Genomic DNA, 18,350 nt, shown 5'->3' with positions numbered 1-18,350 from the left:
CGCGCAGGGGTGCTTGACGCGCAATAAAAAACCCCGCCGTATGGCGGGGTTTCTTGTTTTAGCGCTTAGTGCTCGATCACAGAAGCATGGTGCGGATATCGCCGAGCACGTCGCCTAAACGCTTGGTAAAGCGTGCGGCAGCGGCGCCATTGATTACCCGGTGATCATAGGACAGCGACAGCGGCAGCATCAGCCGAGGCTGGAAGGCTTTGCCATCCCACACCGGCTGTATGGTCGCCTTGCTCACGCCCAAAATCGCCACTTCCGGCGCGTTGACGATCGGCGTAAAGCCGGTGCCGCCAATGTGCCCGAGGCTGGAGATGGTGAAGCAAGCGCCTTGCATATCGTCAGCCGACAGCTTCTTGTTGCGCGCTTTTTCCGCCAGCTCGGCGGCTTCAGCGGCCAGTTGCAGCAAGCTCTTCTGGTCGACGTTTTTGATTACCGGCACCAGCAAGCCATCCGGGGTATCTACCGCGAAGCCCAGGTTGACGTATTTCTTGCGGATCAGCGCTTTGCCGCTCGGTGCCAGCGAGCTGTTGAAGTCCGGCAGTTCCTTGAGCAGGAAGGCGCAGGCCTTAAGCAGCAGTGGCAATACGGTGAGCTTGACCCCAGCTTTTTCCGCCACGGCCTTTTGCGCCACGCGGAAGGCTTCCAGCTCAGTGATATCAGAGCTGTCGAACTGGGTTACGTGGGGCACGTTGAGCCAGCTGCGGTGCAGGTTAGTGGCACCGACCTGCATCAAGCGGGTCAGCGGCACTTCTTCGATTTCACCAAACTTGCTGAAGTCCACCGTCGGGATCGGCGGGATACCGGCGCCACCAGTGGCCGCAGCCGCTTCAGGCGCGGCCTTGGCTTTTTGCAGCATGGCTTTGACGTGGGCCTGCACGTCCTCTTTGAGGATGCGCCCTTTCGGCCCCGTGCCGGTGACTTCGCCTAGGTCCACGCCAAACTCGCGGGCGGTCAGGCGCACCGCAGGACCGGCGTGCACCTTCAGCCCTTCGCGCTTGGCGATACCGGCGTTTTCAGCCGCAGCGGACAGGGCGGCAATAGCGCGTACTTCTGCCGCGACATGCGGTGCTGCACCTTCCGGTACGCGGTGCAGCTCGCGCTTCGCCGGCTCTTCAGCGGCGGCTGGGGCCGGCGCTGCAGGTTGCTCAGGCGCAGCAGGCGCGGCACCGGCCACCTTGAGCTTGAGGATCAGGGCGCCGGTGCCAACATCAGCATCCAGCTTGACCAGCACTTCTTCCACCACGCCTGCTGCCGGAGAGGGAATCTCCATGCTGGCTTTGTCGGATTCCAGGGTGATCAGCGACTGGTCGACTTCAACCGTATCGCCAGCCTTGACCAGTACTTCGATAACCTTGGCGGTGCCGGCCGAGCCGATATCCGGTACATGGATGTCCTGCACGCTGCTGGTCGCCGCTGGCGCCGCAGCCGGTGCGGGTTCAGCAGGGGCAGGCGCTGCGGCGGGAGCAGGCGCTGCGGCCGCCGGTGCTGCAGCAGGCTCCGCGCTGGCAGCTGGAGCGGCTGCCGGGGCATCGCCTTCGACTTCCAGCTCAAGCAGTTCATCACCTTCTTTGAGCTTGTCACCCAGCTTGACCTTCAGCGCGGTGATCACCCCGGCCTTCGGCGCGGGGATCTCCATGCTGGCCTTATCCGACTCCAGGGTCAGCAGGCTCTGGTCAGCTTCGATGCGATCGCCAACTTTGACGAACAGCTCAATCACTTCGCCCTCACCGCTGCCGATGTCGGGTACGCGAATCAATTCACTCATCGCTACGCTCCTTAGCAGTCCAGTGGGTTTGGTTTTTCTGGGTCGATGCCGAACTGGCTAATGGCATCGCTCAGTACCTTGGCTTCGATTTCACCGCGTTTGACCAAGGCTTCCAGCGCGCCCAGCACGACCCACTGACGATCCACCTCGAAGAAGTGACGCAGTTTTTTGCGGCTGTCGCTGCGACCGAAACCGTCGGTGCCCAGCACGACGTATTCTTTGCTTGGGACCCACTGGCGGATCTGCTCGGCAAACACCTTCATGTAGTCGGTGCTGGCGATTACCGGGCCGTTGCGGCCATTGAGGCATTCTTCAACGTAGGTGGCTTTCGGTGCTTGCAACGGATGCAGGCGGTTGTAGCGCTCGGTGGCCAGGCCTTCGCGGCGCAGTTCGTTGAAGCTGGTGACGCTCCAGACGTCAGCCGCGACCTTGTACTGCTCGCGGAGGATCTTCGCCGCCTCACGCACTTCGCGCAGGATGCTGCCGCTACCCAGCAGTTGTACGCGCAGTGGCTGCTCGCTGCTGTCTTCTTCGAGCAGGTACATCCCTTTGACGATGCCTTGTTCAACCCCGGCTGGCATGGCCGGTTGCTGGTAGGACTCGTTCATCACGGTGATGTAGTAGAAGACGTCTTCTTGCTGCTCGGTCATGCGCTTCATGCCATCCTGGATGATCACCGCCAGCTCGTAACCGTAGGTGGGATCATAGGAATGGCAATTCGGGATGGTCGAGGCCAGCACATGGCTGTGACCGTCTTCGTGCTGCAGGCCTTCACCGTTCAGGGTGGTCCGCCCGGCGGTGCCGCCGATCAGGAAACCACGGGTGCGGCTGTCGCCAGCGGCCCAGGCCAGGTCACCGATACGTTGCAGGCCGAACATCGAGTAGAAGATGTAGAACGGCAGCATCGGCTGGTTGTGGGTGGAGTACGAGGTCCCCGCGGCAATGAACGAGCTCATGGCGCCGGCTTCGTTGATGCCTTCCTCGAGGATCTGACCTTTCTTGTCCTCTTTGTAGAACATTACCTGGTCTTTATCGACTGGCTCGTACAGCTGGCCGACCGAGGAGTAGATGCCGAGCTGGCGGAACATGCCTTCCATACCAAAGGTACGGGCTTCGTCGGGGATGATCGGCACGATACGCTGGCCGATGTCCTTGTCCTTCACCAGCTGCGCGATGATGCGCACAAACGCCATGGTGGTGGAGATTTCCCGCTCGCCGGTGCCGTCGAGAATGGCTTTGAGGGTTTCCAGCGGTGGCGTCGGGATGCTGAAGCTCTTACGCCGGCGCTGCGGCACAAAGCCACCCAGTGCGGCGCGGCGTTCGGCCAGGTAACGGGCCTCGGCGCTGCCTTCTTGCGGACGGACCAGCGGCAGGTGCTCGAGCTGATCGTCGCTGACCGGGATGTCGAAACGGTCGCGGAACGACTTGAGGCTCTCAACATCGACCTTCTTGGTGTTGTGCGCGGTGTTCTGCGCTTCACCGGCGCCGGTGCCATAACCTTTAATGGTTTTGGCCAGCACCACAGTCGGTTGACCTTGGTGGTTCACGGCTTGGTGGTAGGCCGCGTAAACCTTGTACGGGTCGTGACCGCCACGGTTCAGGCGCCAGATTTCATCATCGGACAGGTCAGCGACCATGGCCTTGAGTTCTGGGCTGTTGAAGAAGTGTTCACGCACATAGGCGCCGTCTTTGGCCTTGTAGTTCTGGTACTCGCCGTCGATGACTTCGTCCATCCGGCGTTGCAGGATGCCGTCGACGTCTTTGGCCAGCAGTGGGTCCCAGAAACGGCCCCACACGACCTTGTTCACGTTCCACTGGGCGCCGCGGAACACGCCTTCCAGCTCTTGGATGATCTTGGCGTTACCGCGCACTGGGCCGTCGAGGCGCTGCAGGTTGCAGTTGATGACGAAGATCAGGTTGTCCAGCTTCTCGCGGCCAGCCAGGGAGATGGCACCGAGGGATTCCGGCTCGTCGCACTCGCCGTCGCCCATAAAACACCAGACCTTTTGCTTGCCTGGCTCGATAAAGCCGCGCGCTTCCAGGTACTTCATAAAGCGTGCTTGGTAAATCGCTTGGATCGGGCCCAGGCCCATCGACACGGTGGGGAACTGCCAGAAGTCCGGCATCAGCCACGGGTGCGGATAGGACGACAGACCTTTGCCATCGACTTCCTGACGGAAGTTGCTCATCTGTTCTTCGCTGAAGCGCCCTTCCATAAAGGCGCGGGCGTAGATGCCTGGGCTGGCATGGCCTTGGAAGAAGATCAGGTCGCCGCCGTGTTGCTCGGTCGGCGCCTGGAAGAAGTAGTTAAAACCGATGTCGTACAGCGTCGCACTGGAGGCGAAGCTGGAGATATGGCCGCCCAAGTCAGAGTCTTTGAGGTTGGTACGCATCACCATGGCTAGGGCGTTCCAGCGCACCAGCGAGCGGATGCGCCGCTCCATAAACAGGTCGCCGGGCATACGTGCTTCGTGGGTCACTGGAATGGTGTTGCGGTAAGGCGTGGTGATGGCGTACGGCAGCTGTGAGCCACTGCGGGTGGCTAGCTCGCCCATGCGGGTCATTAGGTAATGAGCGCGGTCTTCACCCTCGTTTTCGAGGACAGACTCAAGGGCGTCCAGCCATTCCTGGGTTTCGACGGGATCGAGGTCTTGCATGGCTTGCTCCAGGGCGGAAAGGCTTCCAGAATCGGAGGCCTGGTTTCGCGGCCACTTTGTGAGCGGCTGCGGGAATTCTTGGATTTACCGGGTCGTTAAAGGTAGCCCTGTAGTTTTACTACAAACCGGCGCCAATTTCAGCCCTGTCAAAACAATATTTGGTAGTAAAACTACAGTCAGTGATCCTGTTCACTCTCCCTAATCCTGCCATTACGGGCCCTAGCCCGCGGTTGATGGGGCTGACTGCTCGCTAAAAGGATAGACCATGAGCCTGCCCGCGCTGGCCGCGTTACCCCCATCCCTAGTGCTTTTGGCTGAGCGTGGCGAGCAGTCATTGCGCCAGGCCTTGAGTGAGCTTGAACAGGGCGCAGCCGCTCTGGACCAGTGGCCGCCGGCGCGGTTGGAAACCTTGCGACGAGTGGCGGCGGCCAGTGACTTTGTCGTTCAGCAGGCGGTGCGGGATCCGCAAATGCTGTTGGACCTGGCCGCGAGCGGCATGCTGGAACAAAGCCTGGTGCCCGGTGACTTGCGCAGTAAATTGCAGGACAAACTTGCGGATTGCGCCGATGAGAACGATTTGGCCCAGCGCCTGCGGCGTTTTCGCAACCGCCAGCAACTGCGCATCATCTGGCGCGACATCAGTCGTCAGGCGGACTTGGTGGAAACCTGCCGCGATCTTTCTGAATTGGCCGACGCCTGTATCGATCTGGCCTATCACTGGCTGTATCCGCAGCACTGCGCTCAGTTTGGCACCCCCATCGGCCGGCGTAGCGGCGAGGCGCAGCACCTGGTGATTCTCGGCATGGGCAAGTTGGGCGCGCATGAGCTGAATTTGTCCTCTGATATCGATCTGATCTTCGGTTATCCCGAGGGCGGGGAAACCGAGGGCGTTAAGCGACCGCTGGATAACCAGGAGTTTTTTATCCGCCTGGGGCAGAAGCTGATCAAAGCTCTGGATGTGATCACCGTAGACGGCTTTGTGTTCCGTACCGATATGCGATTAAGGCCGTACGGTTCGTCGGGTCCTTTGGTGTTCAGCTTTAACGCGCTGGAGCAGTATTACCAAGATCAGGGCCGTGACTGGGAGCGCTACGCCATGATCAAAGCCCGCGTAGTGGGCGGCGATCAGCAAGCCGGTGAGCAGCTGCTGAAGATGCTGCGGCCGTTCGTCTATCGACGTTACCTGGATTTTTCCGCCATCGAGGCGCTGCGCTCGATGAAGCAGCTGATCCAGCAGGAAGTACGGCGCAAGGGCATGGCCGCCAATATCAAGCTCGGCGCTGGCGGCATCCGGGAAGTGGAGTTTATCGCCCAGGCCTTCCAGCTGATTCACGGCGGCCGCGACCTTAGTCTGCAAAAACGCTCGTTGTTCCGCATCCTCAAAACCTTGCCTGAGCAGGGTTATCTACCGGCGGCGGTGACCGATGAACTGCGCGAGGGCTACTGCTTTTTGCGTTATGTCGAGCATGCCCTGCAGGCCATCGACGACCGCCAGACCCAGATGCTCCCGGACAGTGAGCAGGATCGGGTGCGGGTGGCCTTTATCATGGGTTTCGATTCGTGGGAGGCGTTCCACGAGCGTTTGATGTATTGGCGCGGGCGGGTGGACTGGCACTTCCGCCAGGTGATTGCCGATCCCGACGAAGACGCCGAGGAAGAAGAAATTGTCGGTGGCGAATGGCTGCCGCTGTGGGAGGACATGCAAGACGAGGAGGGCGCCTGCCGCCAGTTGGCTGACGCCGGCTTTGTGGATGCGCAGTCGGCCTGGCAGCGTTTGTTGGGCCTGCGCAACAGCAATCAGGTGCGGACCATGCAGCGCCTCGGTCGTGAGCGGCTGGATGCCTTTATCCCGCGGCTGCTGGCCAAGACCGTCGAGCAGAGCAACCCCGACTTAGTGCTGGAGCGGGTGTTGCCGCTGATTGAGGCGGTGGCGCGGCGCTCGGCCTATCTGGTGCTGCTCACGGAAAACCCCAACGCCCTGGAGCGCCTGCTGACCCTGTGTGCGGCCAGTCCGTGGATCGCCGAACAGATCGCGCGCTTCCCGCTGCTGCTGGATGAGCTGCTCAATGAAGGCCGGCTGTTTAATCCACCCCATGCTCCGGAGCTGGCCGCTGAACTGCGCGAGCGGCTGATGCGCATTCCCGAGGAAGACCTGGAACAGCAGATGGAGGCCCTGCGCCACTTCAAACTGGCCCACGGCCTGCGGGTGGCCGCCTCGGAAATTGCCGGCAGCTTGCCGCTGATGAAGGTCAGCGACTACTTAACCTGGCTGGCCGAAGCGATTTTGCAGCAGGTGCTGGAGCTGGCTTGGCGCCATATGGTCGGCAAGTACGGCACGCCCCGGCGCGCCGACGGCAGTCTGTGCGATCCGGACTTCATCATCGTTGGCTACGGCAAGGTTGGCGGCATCGAGCTGGGCCCAGGCTCGGATCTGGACTTGGTGTTTATCCACGATGGCGATCCGCAGGCCGAGACCGATGGGGCTAAATCCATCGACGGTGCGCAGTTCTTCAACCGCTTAGGCCAGCGCATCATCCATTTGCTTACCACCCAGACCAACTCTGGCCAGCTCTATGAGGTGGATATGCGCCTGCGTCCGTCCGGTGCAGCGGGCTTGCTGGTGAGCTCCTTGGGCGCGTTTGAGCGTTATCAGCAGAACGAGGCCTGGACCTGGGAGCACCAAGCGCTGGTGCGCGCCCGCGTGTTGGTCGGCAGCGCGCGCGTCGGCGCGGCTTTTGCTGCGGTGCGTGCGCAAGTCTTAGGGCGTCCGCGCGATCTGGACAAGCTGCGCCTGGAGGTCAGTGAGATGCGCGCGAAGATGCGCGATAACTTAGGCACTAAGCAAACCGCTGCCGGGACCGCCGCCAATGCCTTCGACGCCAGCGCCGCCTATGACCTCAAGCAGGACGCTGGAGGTATCGTCGATATTGAATTTATGGTGCAATACGCGGCCTTGGCGTGGTCCCAGCGCTATCCGGAGTTGCTTGAGTTCACTGACAATATTCGCATTCTGGAAGGCCTGGAACGGCTCGGTTTACTGCCTGGCGAAGATGCCCGGTTGTTGCAGGATATTTACAAGGCCTACCGCTCTGCGGCGCACCGCCAGGCGTTACAGAAGCTGCCGGGGGTGGTCAGTGGTGAGCAGTTCCACAGCGAGCGCCAGACGGTGCTGCGGCTGTGGCGCGAACTGGGCTTGAACTAAGCTGTACAGGTTTATCGGCACGCTGCCTTGGGCGGCTGGCACTGGTCTTATCTAGCGAATTTTGAGGAGCGGGCAACTATGTCGATGGCATCCATGGCCGATCGTGACGGCGTAATTTGGTATGACGGTGAGTTGGTGCAGTGGCGCGACGCGACCACCCACGTCCTGACCCACACCCTGCACTATGGCATGGGCGTATTTGAGGGCGTGCGCGCCTACAACACGCCGCAAGGCACCGCGATTTTCCGCCTCGAAGCGCACACCGATCGCCTGTTCGACTCGGCCCACATCATGGGCATGAAGATTCCGTTCAGCAAAGACGAGATCAACGAAGCCACCCGCGCCGCTGTGCGTGAGAACAATCTGGAAAGCGCTTACATCCGTCCGATGGTGTTTTACGGATCTGAAGCCATGGGTCTGCGTGCCACTGGCCTGAAGGTGCAGGCGATTGTCGCCGCTTGGCATTGGGGCGCCTATATGGGCGATGAAGCGCTGAAGGTCGGCATCAAGGTGCGCACCAGCTCCTTCACCCGCCACCACGTCAACATCGCCATGACTCGCGCCAAGGCTAACGGCAACTACATCAACTCGATGCTGGCGCTGCAAGAAGCCATCTCCGGCGGCGCTGATGAAGCCATGCTGCTGGACCCGGAAGGCTACGTGGCCGAAGGCTCGGGCGAGAACATCTTCCTGGTGAAAAACGGTGTGGTGTACACCCCGGAAGTGACTTCCTGCCTCAACGGCATTACCCGCAGCACTATCCTGACCCTGGCTGAAGAGCAGGGGCTGAAAGTGGTTGAGAAGCGCATCACCCGCGATGAGGTGTATATCGCTGACGAAGCCTTCTTTACCGGTACTGCCGCCGAAGTAACGCCGATTCGTGAAGTTGATGGGCGCCAGATCGGCGCAGGCCGCCGCGGTCCGATCACGGAAAAACTGCAGAGCGCCTACTTCGACCTGGTTACCGGCAAGACTGCGGCCCACGCTGACTGGCGTACCTTGGTTAAGTAAGTGCTAGCCTGCCACCTGAGGCTTTCACTGCTCAGGTAAGCAGGCGTTTACGCACCCATTGTGTCTGTCCGGGAGGCGAAAGCCTCCTTGGTCGTTTCTGGAAGTGGCATGAATATATTGATCGTTGGCCCCAGCTGGGTAGGTGACATGGTCATGGCGCAGACGCTGTTTCAGTGCCTGCGCGCGCGCCACCCGGGCTGTGCAATCGACGTGCTGGCGCCGCAGTGGAGTCGGCCGATCCTTGAGCGTATGCCTGAGGTGCGCAAGGCGCTGAGCTTTCCTTTGGGGCATGGCGTGTTGCAACTGGCCACGCGGCGCAAAATCGGCAAGAGCCTGGCCGGCCAATATGATCAAGCGATCTTGTTGCCTAACTCGCTGAAGTCGGCGCTGGTGCCGTTTTTTGCCGGTATCCCCAAGCGCACCGGCTGGAAGGGCGAGCTGCGTTATGGCCTGCTCAACGATATCCGTACCTTGGATAAAGAACGCTACCCGCTGATGATCGAGCGCTTTATGGCGCTGGCCTATGAGCCGGGTGCCGAGCTGCCCAAGCCTTATCCGCGGCCTGCGTTACAGATTGATCCGGTCAGTCGCGAAGCGGCGCTGGCCAAGTTTGGCCTGAGTCTGGATCGCCCGGTGTTGGCCCTGTGCCCCGGTGCTGAGTTCGGTGAGGCCAAGCGTTGGCCCAGTGAGCACTACGCCAAGGTGGCCGAGCTAAAAATCCGTGAGGGTTGGCAGGTCTGGCTGTTTGGCTCGAAAAGCGATCATCCGGTCGGTGAAGCGATCCGCGCGCGCCTGATTCCGGGGCTGCGTGAAGAAGCCAGTAACCTGGCGGGTGAAACCAGCCTGGCCGAGGCGATTGATTTGCTCTCCTGCGCGGCAGCGGTGGTGTCCAACGACTCCGGCCTGATGCACGTGGCCGCCGCTCTGCAGCGGCCGTTAGTGTCGGTGTATGGCTCGACCTCGCCAGGCTTTACCCCGCCTCTGGCTGAGCAAGTGGAAGTGGTGCGCCTGGGCCTGGAATGCAGCCCCTGTTTTGAACGTACCTGCCGGTTTGGCCATTACAACTGCCTGACCCAGCTTAAACCGCGACAAGTGATCGAGGCGCTGGGGCGCTTGGTCGCTGATCCGCTTGAGGTCGAATAGTTTGCGCGTTCTGTTAATCAAAACCTCCTCTCTCGGCGATGTGGTACATACCCTGCCAGCGCTGACCGATGCGGCGCGGGCGATTCCCGGTATTCAGTTTGACTGGGTGGTGGAAGAGGGCTTCGCCGAAATCCCGGCCTGGCACCCGGCGGTGGCTCAGGTGATTCCGGTGGCGATTCGCCGTTGGCGCAAGCACCTCTGGCAAACCATTAAGAGCGGTGAGTGGCGGCGCTTTAAACAGCGTCTCGGTGAAACCCGCTATGACCTGGTGATTGACGCCCAGGGCCTGCTCAAAAGTGCCTGGCTGACCCGTTACAGCAAGGCGCCGGTGGTTGGCCTAGCCGCCGACTCGGCCCGTGAGCCGCTGGCCGCGCGCTTCTATAACCGGCGCTACAGTGTGAGCAAAGAGCAGCACGCCATCGAGCGGGTACGGCAGTTGTTTGCCCAGGCCCTGGATTATCCGCTGCCCGATAGCCGTGCCGACTATGGCCTGGATCGCAACCAGCTGGCCGACCGCGACACGGCGCCCTACCTGCTGTTCCTGCACGGCACGACGTGGCCAAGCAAGCACTGGCCCGAGACGAATTGGCATGAGCTGGCCCAGGTCATGGCCGCTCAAGGCTGGGGTATTCGCCTGCCTTGGGGGAGCGAGGCTGAGAAGGCGCGGGCCGAGCGGATCGCCGCTGGCATTGAAAAAGCCGCCGTGCTCCCCAAACTTAACCTAGCAGGGATGGCCAAGGTGATTGCCGGTGCCCGTGCTTGTGTGGCGGTGGATACCGGCTTGGGCCATTTGGCGGCGGCCTTGGATGTGCCGAGTATTTCCCTGTATGGCCCGACTCTACCGGGGCGCGTTGGCGCCTATGGGCGGGCGCAAATTCATTTGTGTGCCAGCGGACCGCATGCCGGTCTGGGTGATCGGCATAAACCCTGTTTTGATAGTCTGCCCGCAAGCCGCGTGGCCGAGGCGTTACAGGCGTTGCTTTTGGCTGAGGAAACCCACTGATGCAACTGGCTTTTATCCTCTACAAGTACTTTCCGTTTGGCGGTTTGCAGCGCGACTTTATGCGCATCGCCCTGGAATGCCAGGCCCGTGGCCATAGCATCCGGGTCTACACGCCGATCTGGGAAGGTGAGGTGCCGCAAGGCTTTGAAGTAATCAAGGTGCCGGTCAAGGCCCTGTTTAATCACCACCGTAACGAGAAGCTTACCGCTTGGGTGGCGGCTGACTTGGCTGCGCGTCCGGTGGATCGTGTGGTGGGCTTTAACAAGATGCCGGGGCTGGATGTGTATTACGCCGCCGACGGCTGCTATGAAGAGAAGGCGCAAACCCTGCGCAACCCGCTGTACAAGTGGTTTGGCCGCTACAAGCACTTTGCTGACTACGAGCGGGCCGTATTTGCCCCCGAGTCGAAGACCGAGATTCTGATGATCTCCGAAGTGCAGCAGCCGCTGTTTATCAAGCACTACCATACCCCGCAGGCGCGCTTTCATTTGCTGCCGCCGGGGATTGCTCAGGATCGTCGCGCGCCGGCCAATGCGAGCGAGATTCGCGCTGAGTTTCGCCGCGAATTTAACTTAGGCGACGATGACTTGCTGCTGGTGCAAATCGGCTCCGGGTTTAAGACCAAGGGGCTGGATCGTAGCCTCAAGGCTCTGGCCGCGCTGCCGCCTGAATTGCAGCAGCGCACCCGGCTGATCGCTATCGGTCAGGACGATCCGCGGGTGTTCAATCTGCAAGCCAAAGCCCTGGGCGTGGCCTCGCGGGTCGACATCCTCAAGGGCCGTAGTGATATTCCGCGCTTCCTGCTGGGCGCCGATTTACTGATTCACCCGGCGTACAACGAAAACACCGGGACGGTTCTGCTTGAGGCGTTGGTTTCGGGCTTGCCGGTACTGGTCACCGATGTCTGCGGCTATGCCCATTACATCGCTGAGGCCGATGCCGGGCGGGTGCTGGCCAGTCCCTTTGTGCAGGAACAGTTGGATCGCCTGCTGAGCGATATGCTCAACGACACTGCCGAGCGCAGCCGTTGGTCCGCGAATGGCTTGGCTTATGCTGAGCAGGCGGATCTGTATTCCATGCCGCAGCACGCGGCAGACATAATTTTGGCGAGTGACTGATGAAACTGGTATTGGCTGAGCCCTTTGCCAGCCTGTGGGCTGGTCAAGATGCCTTTGCGGCTGTCGAGGCCTTGGACGGGCAGGTGTACCGCGAGCTGGAAGGCCGCCGCACGCTGCGCACGGAAGTGGCTGGGCGTGGCTACTTTGTGAAGATTCACCGTGGCATTGGCTGGGCTGAAATCACCAAGAACCTGGTGCGTGGCAAGCTCCCCGTGCTCGGCGCGACCCAAGAGTGGGATGCCATCAAGCGCCTGCATCAGGTCGGCGTGCCGACCATGACGGCGGTGGCCTATGGCGTGCGTGGCGATAATCCGGCCAGGCAGCATTCGTTCATCATCACCGAAGAGCTGGCGCCGACCATCGATCTGGAACAGCTCAGCCTCAACTGGGCCACCCAACCACCCGAGCCACGCCTTAAGCGCGCGCTGATCGATAAGGTCGGGCAGATGCTGGGCGCCATGCATCGTGCCGGGGTTAACCACCGCGACTGCTATATCTGCCACTTTTTGCTGCACACAGATAAGGCCATTGATCCGGCGGATCTGCGCTTGTCGGTGATCGATCTGCACCGTGCGCAAGTGCGCGAGCAGACACCGCTGCGCTGGCGTAATAAAGACTTAGCCGGCCTGTATTTCTCGGTGTTGGATATCGGTATGACCCAGCGTGATCTGCTGCGCTTCTTGCGGGCTTACTTCCCAACGCCGCTGCGCCAGACTCTGGCGGAGGAACAGGCGCTGCTGCGTCAATTGCAACGCATGGCGAGCAAGCTGTATGCGCGTAAGCAACGCTATGCAGGTGCGCTCTGATGGCGGGGTGGAAACTCGATCCGGCCTACGCCCATCTGGTTGCTGACTTCGGCAGTTTGGATGCGGTGTTTGCCTTGCAGGGTGAGAAAATCACCAAGGACCCGCTGTCGGATGTCATCCGCATTGAGCGCGGCGGCGTGCGCTACTACGTCAAACGCTACCGCGAGGCCGGTAGCAATATCCGCCGCTATATCGGCCGGCCACGGATTAAGTCGGAATGGCAAAACCTCAAGCGGTTCGCCAAGTGGGGGATTCCCACTGCCGAAGTGGTGGCCTGGGGCATGGAGCGGCGGCTGGGCATGTTCCAGCGTGGCGCGATGATCACCCGTGAGCTGGCCAATACCCAAAGCCTGCTGGATCTGGCGGATAACGCCGACGAGCGCCTGAGCAATCCGCGCTGGGTGCAAAAGGTCAGCCTGCAAGTGGCCAAGTTGACCCGGCGCATGCATGACCGCTGCTTTACCCACAACGATTTGAAGTGGCGCAATATTCTGGTCGATGATAGTGCTCAGGTGTTCTTGATCGACTGCCCAGGCGGCACCTTCTGGTGGGGGCCGTGGCTGAATTATCGAATGATCAAGGATCTGGCGTGCTTGGATAAAGTCGGCCAGCGGACCTTATCGGCCAGCCAGCGCCTGCGTTTTTATCTGCAATATCGGGGTTACAGCCGGCTTAAGGCCGAGGACAAAACCTGTGTGCGGCGCATATTGAAGTTCTTCGAGGGACGCGAGTGATCGACTATATCGCTGAGCAAGATCGGGCCTTACTGGAGCGCCATGGCCTGGCCTCCTTTGAGGCATTGTGGGCGCTCCAGCTCGAGCCTGTGGATGAGCCCAACACCGAGCGCGGCGGCTGGAGCAGTGTGTGCCGCCTGGAGCTGGACGGCGTTGCCTATTACCTGAAGCGGCAAAGTGGCTACCTGACCCGTAGCCTGTTGCGACCCGCTGGCGAGCCCACCTTCGCCCGCGAAATCCGCACCATCTTCCGCTACGCCAAGTTGGGGATTCCGGCGTTACAGGCGGCCTTTTACGCCGAGCGGCCGGTGGACGGTGAGCGCTGTGCCGTGCTGCTGACCCGGGCGTTGGATGGCTGGCAAGACCTCGACAACTGGCTGGTGCGCTGGTCGCAGCTGGCGTCTGGGCAGCGCGAGGCCATCCTCAACGCCTGCGGCCAGCTGGCGCGGCGTCTGCATCAGGCTGGACAGATGCACGGTTGCTTCTATCCCAAGCACATCTTCTTGCAAGAGCACACCGACGGTTTTGCTGCGTGTCTGATCGATTTAGAAAAAACCCGCCCGCTGTTGTTGGGACGACGTGATCGCATCAAAGATATCGAGCCTTTGCTGCGCCGCGCTTTGGAGTGGAGCCCGGCCGATGTGCGGGTCTTCTTAAACGCCTACCTGCAGGACGAGCGGGCCGTGGACGACTGGGCGGCGCGCCTGGGCGCCCGCCGTAAGCACAAGGAAAGCCGGCGATGAGCAGCAGTCTTGCCCAATTGGCCAAGGCTGGGCGTAGTCCGGCACTGCCGCTGACCCTGGACTTGGCCGATGCCGCAGGCAGTGCGGTGTTGAATATTGAGCGTTGGTTGCGGGTGTTGCCGGGTCAGCGTTATGTCGCCCAGGCCACTTGGCGTGGGCGTCCGGTGTTGGCTAAGTTGCTGGTTGGCAGCCGCGCCGCCCGGCAATTTGAGCGCGAACTCAGTGGCGCGCGCCTGCTCGCCGAGCAAGGTTTGCCCACCCCCTTATTGCTGGCTGATGGCCTGCGTGAGGGCGAGGGGGGGTGGCTGTTGTTTGACTATCTGAGCGATGCGCAAAGCCTGTGGGATGCCTGGACCGCAGTCGCCAGCCAAGAGCTGCTTAGCGATGGCCAGCAGAGGGTCTTGGGCGAAGCCTTGAATGCCATCGCCCAGATGCACAGCAAAGGTCTGTGGCAGGCGGATTTGCATCTGGACAACCTGCTGCGCCAAGGCGAGCAGCTGTTCATTATCGACGGTGGCGGTGTGCAGGCGCAGGAGCCGGGCAAGCCGTTATCGCGGGATCTGGTGCTGGCCAACCTCGGCGTGTTTTTTGCCCAGTTACCGGTCGAAATAACCCCCTATATCGAAGAGCTGCTGGTGCATTACCTGCTGGCCAACGGCGAGCATGCCTTGCCGTTGGAGGCCCTGCTCAAGCAGGTGGCCAAGGTTAGGAAGTGGCGTCTGCGTGATTATCTGCGCAAGATTGGTCGCGATTGCAGCTTGTTCGCTGCAAAGTCTGGTGCTTTTGCCCTGCAGGTGGTGCGCCGCGATGAGCAAGCGGCCTTAGCGCCACTGCTGGCCGATCCGGACCAAACCATAAACGGTGCTCAGTTATACAAAACCGGTGGCACGGCGACAGTGGCCGGCGTCGAGGTGCAGGGCCGGCGCGTGGTGCTCAAGCGCTATAACATCAAGGGCTTTAAACACTGGCTGACGCGCTTCTGGCGGCCTAGCCGGGCCTGGCATAGTTGGCGTGAAGGGCATCGTTTACAGATGCTCGGCATCGCCACGCCCAAGCCTTTGGCGGTGCTGGAGCGGCGCTGCCTGTGGCTGCGCGGGCGGGCGTACCTGATTACCGAACACCTGTCAGGGCCCGATATTATCGAGCGCTTCGCGCCTTATGTGCTCAGTGGGGATGCCCCAGAGGCCGAGTTACAGGCCCTAGATGATTTATTTGCCCAGTTGCTGCGCGAGCGCATCAGCCATGGCGACTTTAAGGGCCATAACCTGTTCTGGGATGCTGGGCGTTGGGTTTTGATTGATCTTGACTCGATGACTCAGCATGCCAGCCTAAGCGGCTTCGCCCAAGCATTTGCCAAAGATAGGGCGCGCTTTATGCGCAATTGGCCGCAAAGCAGCGAACTCTATAAGGTGCTTGATCAGCGCTTACCCAAGCAGGCCGACACGTCTGCGTAACCCATTAACCTGCTGTTTGTTGCGTGGATAACAGCGGCTGGGCACTTGTGTTGCGCGCTGGGCAGTTGGGGCCGTTGGCCTTTATGCGCTGCCTGATTTTAGCGGTTAAACCGTTTGGCATGGGCCCTGCAGGGCTCCCCTGAGGTGGCCTGAGGAACTCTTCCTGAGGCTTTCAGTGGAGTTCTGTATGCCGATTATTCAGCGTTTACTCTTAAAGTTTATTCCTCTCACGGCTGGTCTGCTGCTAAGCCAGGCTGTCGTCGCGCAGACCGATGCCACTGCGCTGCCTTCCTTGGCGGGTAAGCGCATCGCCGTCAGTGTCACAGGCACCAGTCACTACTTCGATATCAAGGTGTTTCAGGCACAGGTTGATGAAATCAAGCGCCTGGGCGGAACACCCATCACCTTAGATGCCGGGCGTAGCGACAAGAACCTGGTGACTCAACTGCAAACGCTGGTGACGCAAAAGCCCGATGCCGTCATCCAGACCCTCGGCACACTGAGCGTGATTGAGCCGTGGCTCAAGCGCATCAGCCGGGCTGGCATTCCGCTGTTCACCATTGATGCACCGTCGCAGTACAGCTTGAGTAACACCACTTCGGACAACGCCGCCAGCGGCAAGGCATTGGCTGAACAATTGATCGCTGATGCGGGTGGCCAAGGCAAGATCCTGGTGTTCAACGGGTTTTATGGCGTGCCGGCGTGTGCCATTCGCTACGACCAATTGAAGCTGGCGCTTAAGGACTATCCGCAGTTGCAGATCATCCAGCCAGAGTTGCGCGACGTGATTCCCAATACGGTACAGGACGCCTACGCGCAGATATCGGCCCTGCTCAACAAGTATCCGCCTGGTAGCGTCAAAGCTATCTGGGCCGCCTGGGATATCCCTCAGTTAGGCGCCAGTAAGGCGGTGCTGGATGCCCGGCGCAGCGAGATCAAAACATATGGGGTTGATGGCACGCCGGAGGTGTTGGCGTTAATGGCTCAACCCAACTCGCCGGTAGGTGCCGTCGTTGCTCAGCAACCTGAATTGATTGGCCGCACTGCGGTGCAGAATGTTGCTCGTTACCTGTCGGGTGAGCGTGATTTACCTAAGGAATCTTATGTGCCCACGCTGCTGACTACGGCGGCGAATTTGCCCCAAGTCAAGCAATTGCGGGGTGAGTAATGGCCACAGTTGCGGCGCTGCACGTGGAGCATCTCCACAAACGTTTTGGCGCGACCGTAGCATTGGCTGATGCCAGCCTGAGGGTGGCGCGTGGCACCATCCATGGTCTGGTTGGCGAAAACGGTGCGGGTAAGTCGACCTTGATTAAGATCATTGCCGGCATCCATCAGGCCGACTCTGGACGCATCAGTATTGCCGAGCAGTCCTTTGCCCGCTTGACCCCGCGTCAGGTCGAGGCTTTGGGGGTGCAGTTCATCCATCAGGAGCGGTTGCTTCCAGCCAGTTTTACCGTGGCCGAGGCCTTGTTTTTTGGCCATGAATTACGCCGTGGCCCCTGGCTTGATCGGCGCCGTCAGCAACGCGAGGCTGAACGGCTGCTGGCCGAGTATTTTGCGCTGCAGTTACCGGTCACCGCGCTAGTCAGAGAGCTCAGTAGTGCCGAGCAGCAAGTGCTGCAGATTACTCGGGCTTTGCTGCGCAAGCCGCGGGTACTGGTATTTGATGAGCCCAGCGTGGCCTTGGTCAAACAGGAGGTGACGCAGCTGTTAACGATCGTCAAACGCCTGCGTGAGCAAGGTTTGTCGATTCTCTACATCTCGCATTACTTGCAAGAGATCCACAGCCTGTGTGATGAGGTGACGGTACTGCGTAACGGGCGTGACGTGGCAGTGGTTGAGCCACGCTCGGCCTCAGGCGCAGAGATTGCTCGTCTGATGGTTAACCGCGAAGTGCAGGACATGTACCCCAAGGCTCGGGTCGAGCTCGGGGCGCCGCTGCTTCAGGTGCGCGGCCTAAGCATGGCGGGACGCTATCGAAACATCGACCTAGAACTGCGCCGGGGTGAGATTGTCGGGCTCACTGGGCTGGTCGGCTCCGGTGCTAAGGAGCTGGTTAAAACGCTGTTTGGCCTAATGCGCGCGGATAGTGGCAGCCTGCAACTTAATGGCCGTTATCTACAGTTGCGTTCGCCAGTTCAGGCTGTTGCTGCTGGACTCGCCTTGGTGCCGGAGGATCGTCGCAGTCAAGGTATCTCGCCACAGCTATCGGTATTGGAAAACCTCACTCTGGCGGGGCTCGGCCAGTTCAGTCGCTGGGGAATACTAAGCCGGCGTCAGGAGCAGGCACAAAGCCTACACCTAATGGGTGAGCTGGCCATCAAAGCGTCTAGTCCACAGGCCTTGCTCAGCCAGCTCAGTGGTGGCAATCAACAGAAGGTCGCGCTCGGCAAATGGTTAAGTCGGCGCTCGACGGTTTACCTACTGGATGAGCCTTGTGTGGGTGTGGATGTCGGCGCCAAGGTCGAAATTTATCGTTTGATCGCCCGCCTGGTGGCTGATGGCGCCGCTGTGCTGGTGTTGTCTGCGGACTTACCGGAGTTGCTTGGCATCAGTGACCGTATCTTGGTGCTGTATCGCGGTGAGATCGCGGGTGAATTTCGGCCCGGCACCTGTGATGCGGATCAGCTTCTGGCTTGTGCCACTGGCGCTGTGACTGCGTCGTTAGGTGGGGAGGACGCGTATGGATCGCGCAACTAAGC

13 protein-coding genes are annotated in these 18,350 nt (G+C 60.6%); 11 read left to right on the top strand and 2 right to left on the bottom strand.

Annotated elements, in window-relative coordinates; translation table 11 throughout:
• Positions 1 to 76: 76 nt before the first annotated feature.
• Together aceF and aceE are read right to left on the bottom strand one after the other, a co-directional pair.
• Positions 77 to 1,774 carry a dihydrolipoyllysine-residue acetyltransferase gene (gene aceF, locus NTD81_RS14610; RefSeq protein WP_262183335.1) on the bottom strand — a complete coding sequence of 566 codons (1,698 nt, stop codon included), beginning with the start codon at positions 1,772 to 1,774 and terminating at the stop codon, positions 77 to 79.
• Positions 1,775 to 1,785: 11 nt separating this feature from the next.
• Positions 1,786 to 4,431, bottom strand: a complete 2,646-nt coding sequence (aceE, locus tag NTD81_RS14605; protein WP_262183333.1) for a pyruvate dehydrogenase (acetyl-transferring), homodimeric type — start codon at positions 4,429 to 4,431, stop codon at positions 1,786 to 1,788.
• Between the two features lie 265 nt (positions 4,432 to 4,696).
• On the opposite strand from aceE, the gene glnE reads away from it, so the two are divergent.
• The 11 genes from glnE (at position 4,697) to NTD81_RS14550 (ending at position 18,348) form a co-directional block, all read left to right on the top strand.
• Positions 4,697 to 7,633 (top strand): bifunctional [glutamate--ammonia ligase]-adenylyl-L-tyrosine phosphorylase/[glutamate--ammonia-ligase] adenylyltransferase, encoded by a 2,937-nt coding sequence (gene glnE / locus NTD81_RS14600; protein ID WP_262183332.1) that lies wholly within the window; start codon positions 4,697 to 4,699, stop codon positions 7,631 to 7,633.
• 84 nt (positions 7,634 to 7,717) lie between these two features.
• A complete protein-coding gene (locus NTD81_RS14595; protein ID WP_262183549.1) occupies positions 7,718 to 8,644 on the top strand; it encodes a branched-chain amino acid transaminase in 927 nt (308 codons plus the stop codon).
• A gap of 108 nt (positions 8,645 to 8,752) precedes the next feature.
• Positions 8,753 to 9,787 carry a lipopolysaccharide heptosyltransferase II gene (gene waaF, locus NTD81_RS14590; RefSeq protein WP_262183331.1) on the top strand — a complete coding sequence of 345 codons (1,035 nt, stop codon included), beginning with the start codon at positions 8,753 to 8,755 and terminating at the stop codon, positions 9,785 to 9,787.
• A gap of 1 nt (position 9,788) precedes the next feature.
• The gene (gene waaC, locus NTD81_RS14585) at positions 9,789 to 10,790 is read left to right on the top strand and encodes a lipopolysaccharide heptosyltransferase I (protein WP_262183328.1); all 1,002 of its coding nucleotides are present in this window, start codon (positions 9,789 to 9,791) and stop codon (positions 10,788 to 10,790) included.
• Positions 10,790 to 11,908, top strand: a complete 1,119-nt coding sequence (locus NTD81_RS14580; RefSeq protein ID WP_262183327.1) for a glycosyltransferase family 4 protein — start codon at positions 10,790 to 10,792, stop codon at positions 11,906 to 11,908. The genes waaC and NTD81_RS14580 overlap by 1 nt, the downstream gene beginning before the upstream one ends.
• Positions 11,908 to 12,714, top strand: a complete 807-nt coding sequence (gene rfaP, locus NTD81_RS14575) for a lipopolysaccharide core heptose(I) kinase RfaP (protein WP_262183326.1) — start codon at positions 11,908 to 11,910, stop codon at positions 12,712 to 12,714. The genes NTD81_RS14580 and rfaP overlap by 1 nt, the downstream gene beginning before the upstream one ends.
• Positions 12,714 to 13,448 (top strand): lipopolysaccharide kinase InaA family protein, encoded by a 735-nt coding sequence (locus NTD81_RS14570; RefSeq protein WP_262183325.1) that lies wholly within the window; start codon positions 12,714 to 12,716, stop codon positions 13,446 to 13,448. Before rfaP ends, NTD81_RS14570 begins: the two co-directional genes overlap by 1 nt.
• Entirely contained in the window at positions 13,445 to 14,191 is a 747-nt protein-coding gene (locus NTD81_RS14565) for a lipopolysaccharide kinase InaA family protein (RefSeq protein WP_262183324.1), read from the top strand. The genes NTD81_RS14570 and NTD81_RS14565 overlap by 4 nt, the downstream gene beginning before the upstream one ends.
• Positions 14,188 to 15,645: a lipopolysaccharide kinase InaA family protein gene (locus NTD81_RS14560; RefSeq protein ID WP_262183322.1), complete on the top strand. Its 1,458-nt coding sequence runs from the start codon at positions 14,188 to 14,190 to the stop codon at positions 15,643 to 15,645. The genes NTD81_RS14565 and NTD81_RS14560 overlap by 4 nt, the downstream gene beginning before the upstream one ends.
• 187 nt (positions 15,646 to 15,832) lie before the next feature.
• Positions 15,833 to 16,813, top strand: a complete 981-nt coding sequence (locus tag NTD81_RS14555) for a sugar ABC transporter substrate-binding protein (protein WP_262183321.1) — start codon at positions 15,833 to 15,835, stop codon at positions 16,811 to 16,813.
• Positions 16,813 to 18,348: a sugar ABC transporter ATP-binding protein gene (locus NTD81_RS14550; protein WP_262183319.1), complete on the top strand. Its 1,536-nt coding sequence runs from the start codon at positions 16,813 to 16,815 to the stop codon at positions 18,346 to 18,348. Before NTD81_RS14555 ends, NTD81_RS14550 begins: the two co-directional genes overlap by 1 nt.
• The last annotated feature ends 2 nt before the right edge of the window (positions 18,349 to 18,350 follow it).

Origin of the sequence: Pseudomonas sp. 5P_3.1_Bac2 (genome assembly GCF_025465995.1) — a bacterium.
Lineage (GTDB): Bacteria > Pseudomonadota > Gammaproteobacteria > Pseudomonadales > Pseudomonadaceae > Aquipseudomonas.
The sequence above is the reverse complement of the archived record's forward strand: the minus strand, read 5'-3'. Positions and strand labels throughout refer to the sequence as shown.

What these genes read in the sequence shown, in the direction of transcription:
- NTD81_RS14560 (WP_262183322.1), top strand. Translation starts at nt 14,188, where the DNA reads ATGAGCAGCAGTCTTGCCCAATTGGCCAAGGCTGGGCGTAGTCCGGCA.
- NTD81_RS14555 (WP_262183321.1), top strand. Translation starts at nt 15,833, where the DNA reads ATGCCGATTATTCAGCGTTTACTCTTAAAGTTTATTCCTCTCACGGCT.
- glnE (WP_262183332.1), top strand. Translation starts at nt 4,697, where the DNA reads ATGAGCCTGCCCGCGCTGGCCGCGTTACCCCCATCCCTAGTGCTTTTG.
- NTD81_RS14570 (WP_262183325.1), top strand. Translation starts at nt 12,714, where the DNA reads ATGGCGGGGTGGAAACTCGATCCGGCCTACGCCCATCTGGTTGCTGAC.
- NTD81_RS14550 (WP_262183319.1), top strand. Translation starts at nt 16,813, where the DNA reads ATGGCCACAGTTGCGGCGCTGCACGTGGAGCATCTCCACAAACGTTTT.
- NTD81_RS14580 (WP_262183327.1), top strand. Translation starts at nt 10,790, where the DNA reads ATGCAACTGGCTTTTATCCTCTACAAGTACTTTCCGTTTGGCGGTTTG.
- rfaP (WP_262183326.1), top strand. Translation starts at nt 11,908, where the DNA reads ATGAAACTGGTATTGGCTGAGCCCTTTGCCAGCCTGTGGGCTGGTCAA.
- aceE (WP_262183333.1), bottom strand. Translation starts at nt 4,431, where the DNA reads ATGCAAGACCTCGATCCCGTCGAAACCCAGGAATGGCTGGACGCCCTT.
- NTD81_RS14595 (WP_262183549.1), top strand. Translation starts at nt 7,718, where the DNA reads ATGGCATCCATGGCCGATCGTGACGGCGTAATTTGGTATGACGGTGAG.
- waaF (WP_262183331.1), top strand. Translation starts at nt 8,753, where the DNA reads ATGAATATATTGATCGTTGGCCCCAGCTGGGTAGGTGACATGGTCATG.
- aceF (WP_262183335.1), bottom strand. Translation starts at nt 1,774, where the DNA reads ATGAGTGAATTGATTCGCGTACCCGACATCGGCAGCGGTGAGGGCGAA.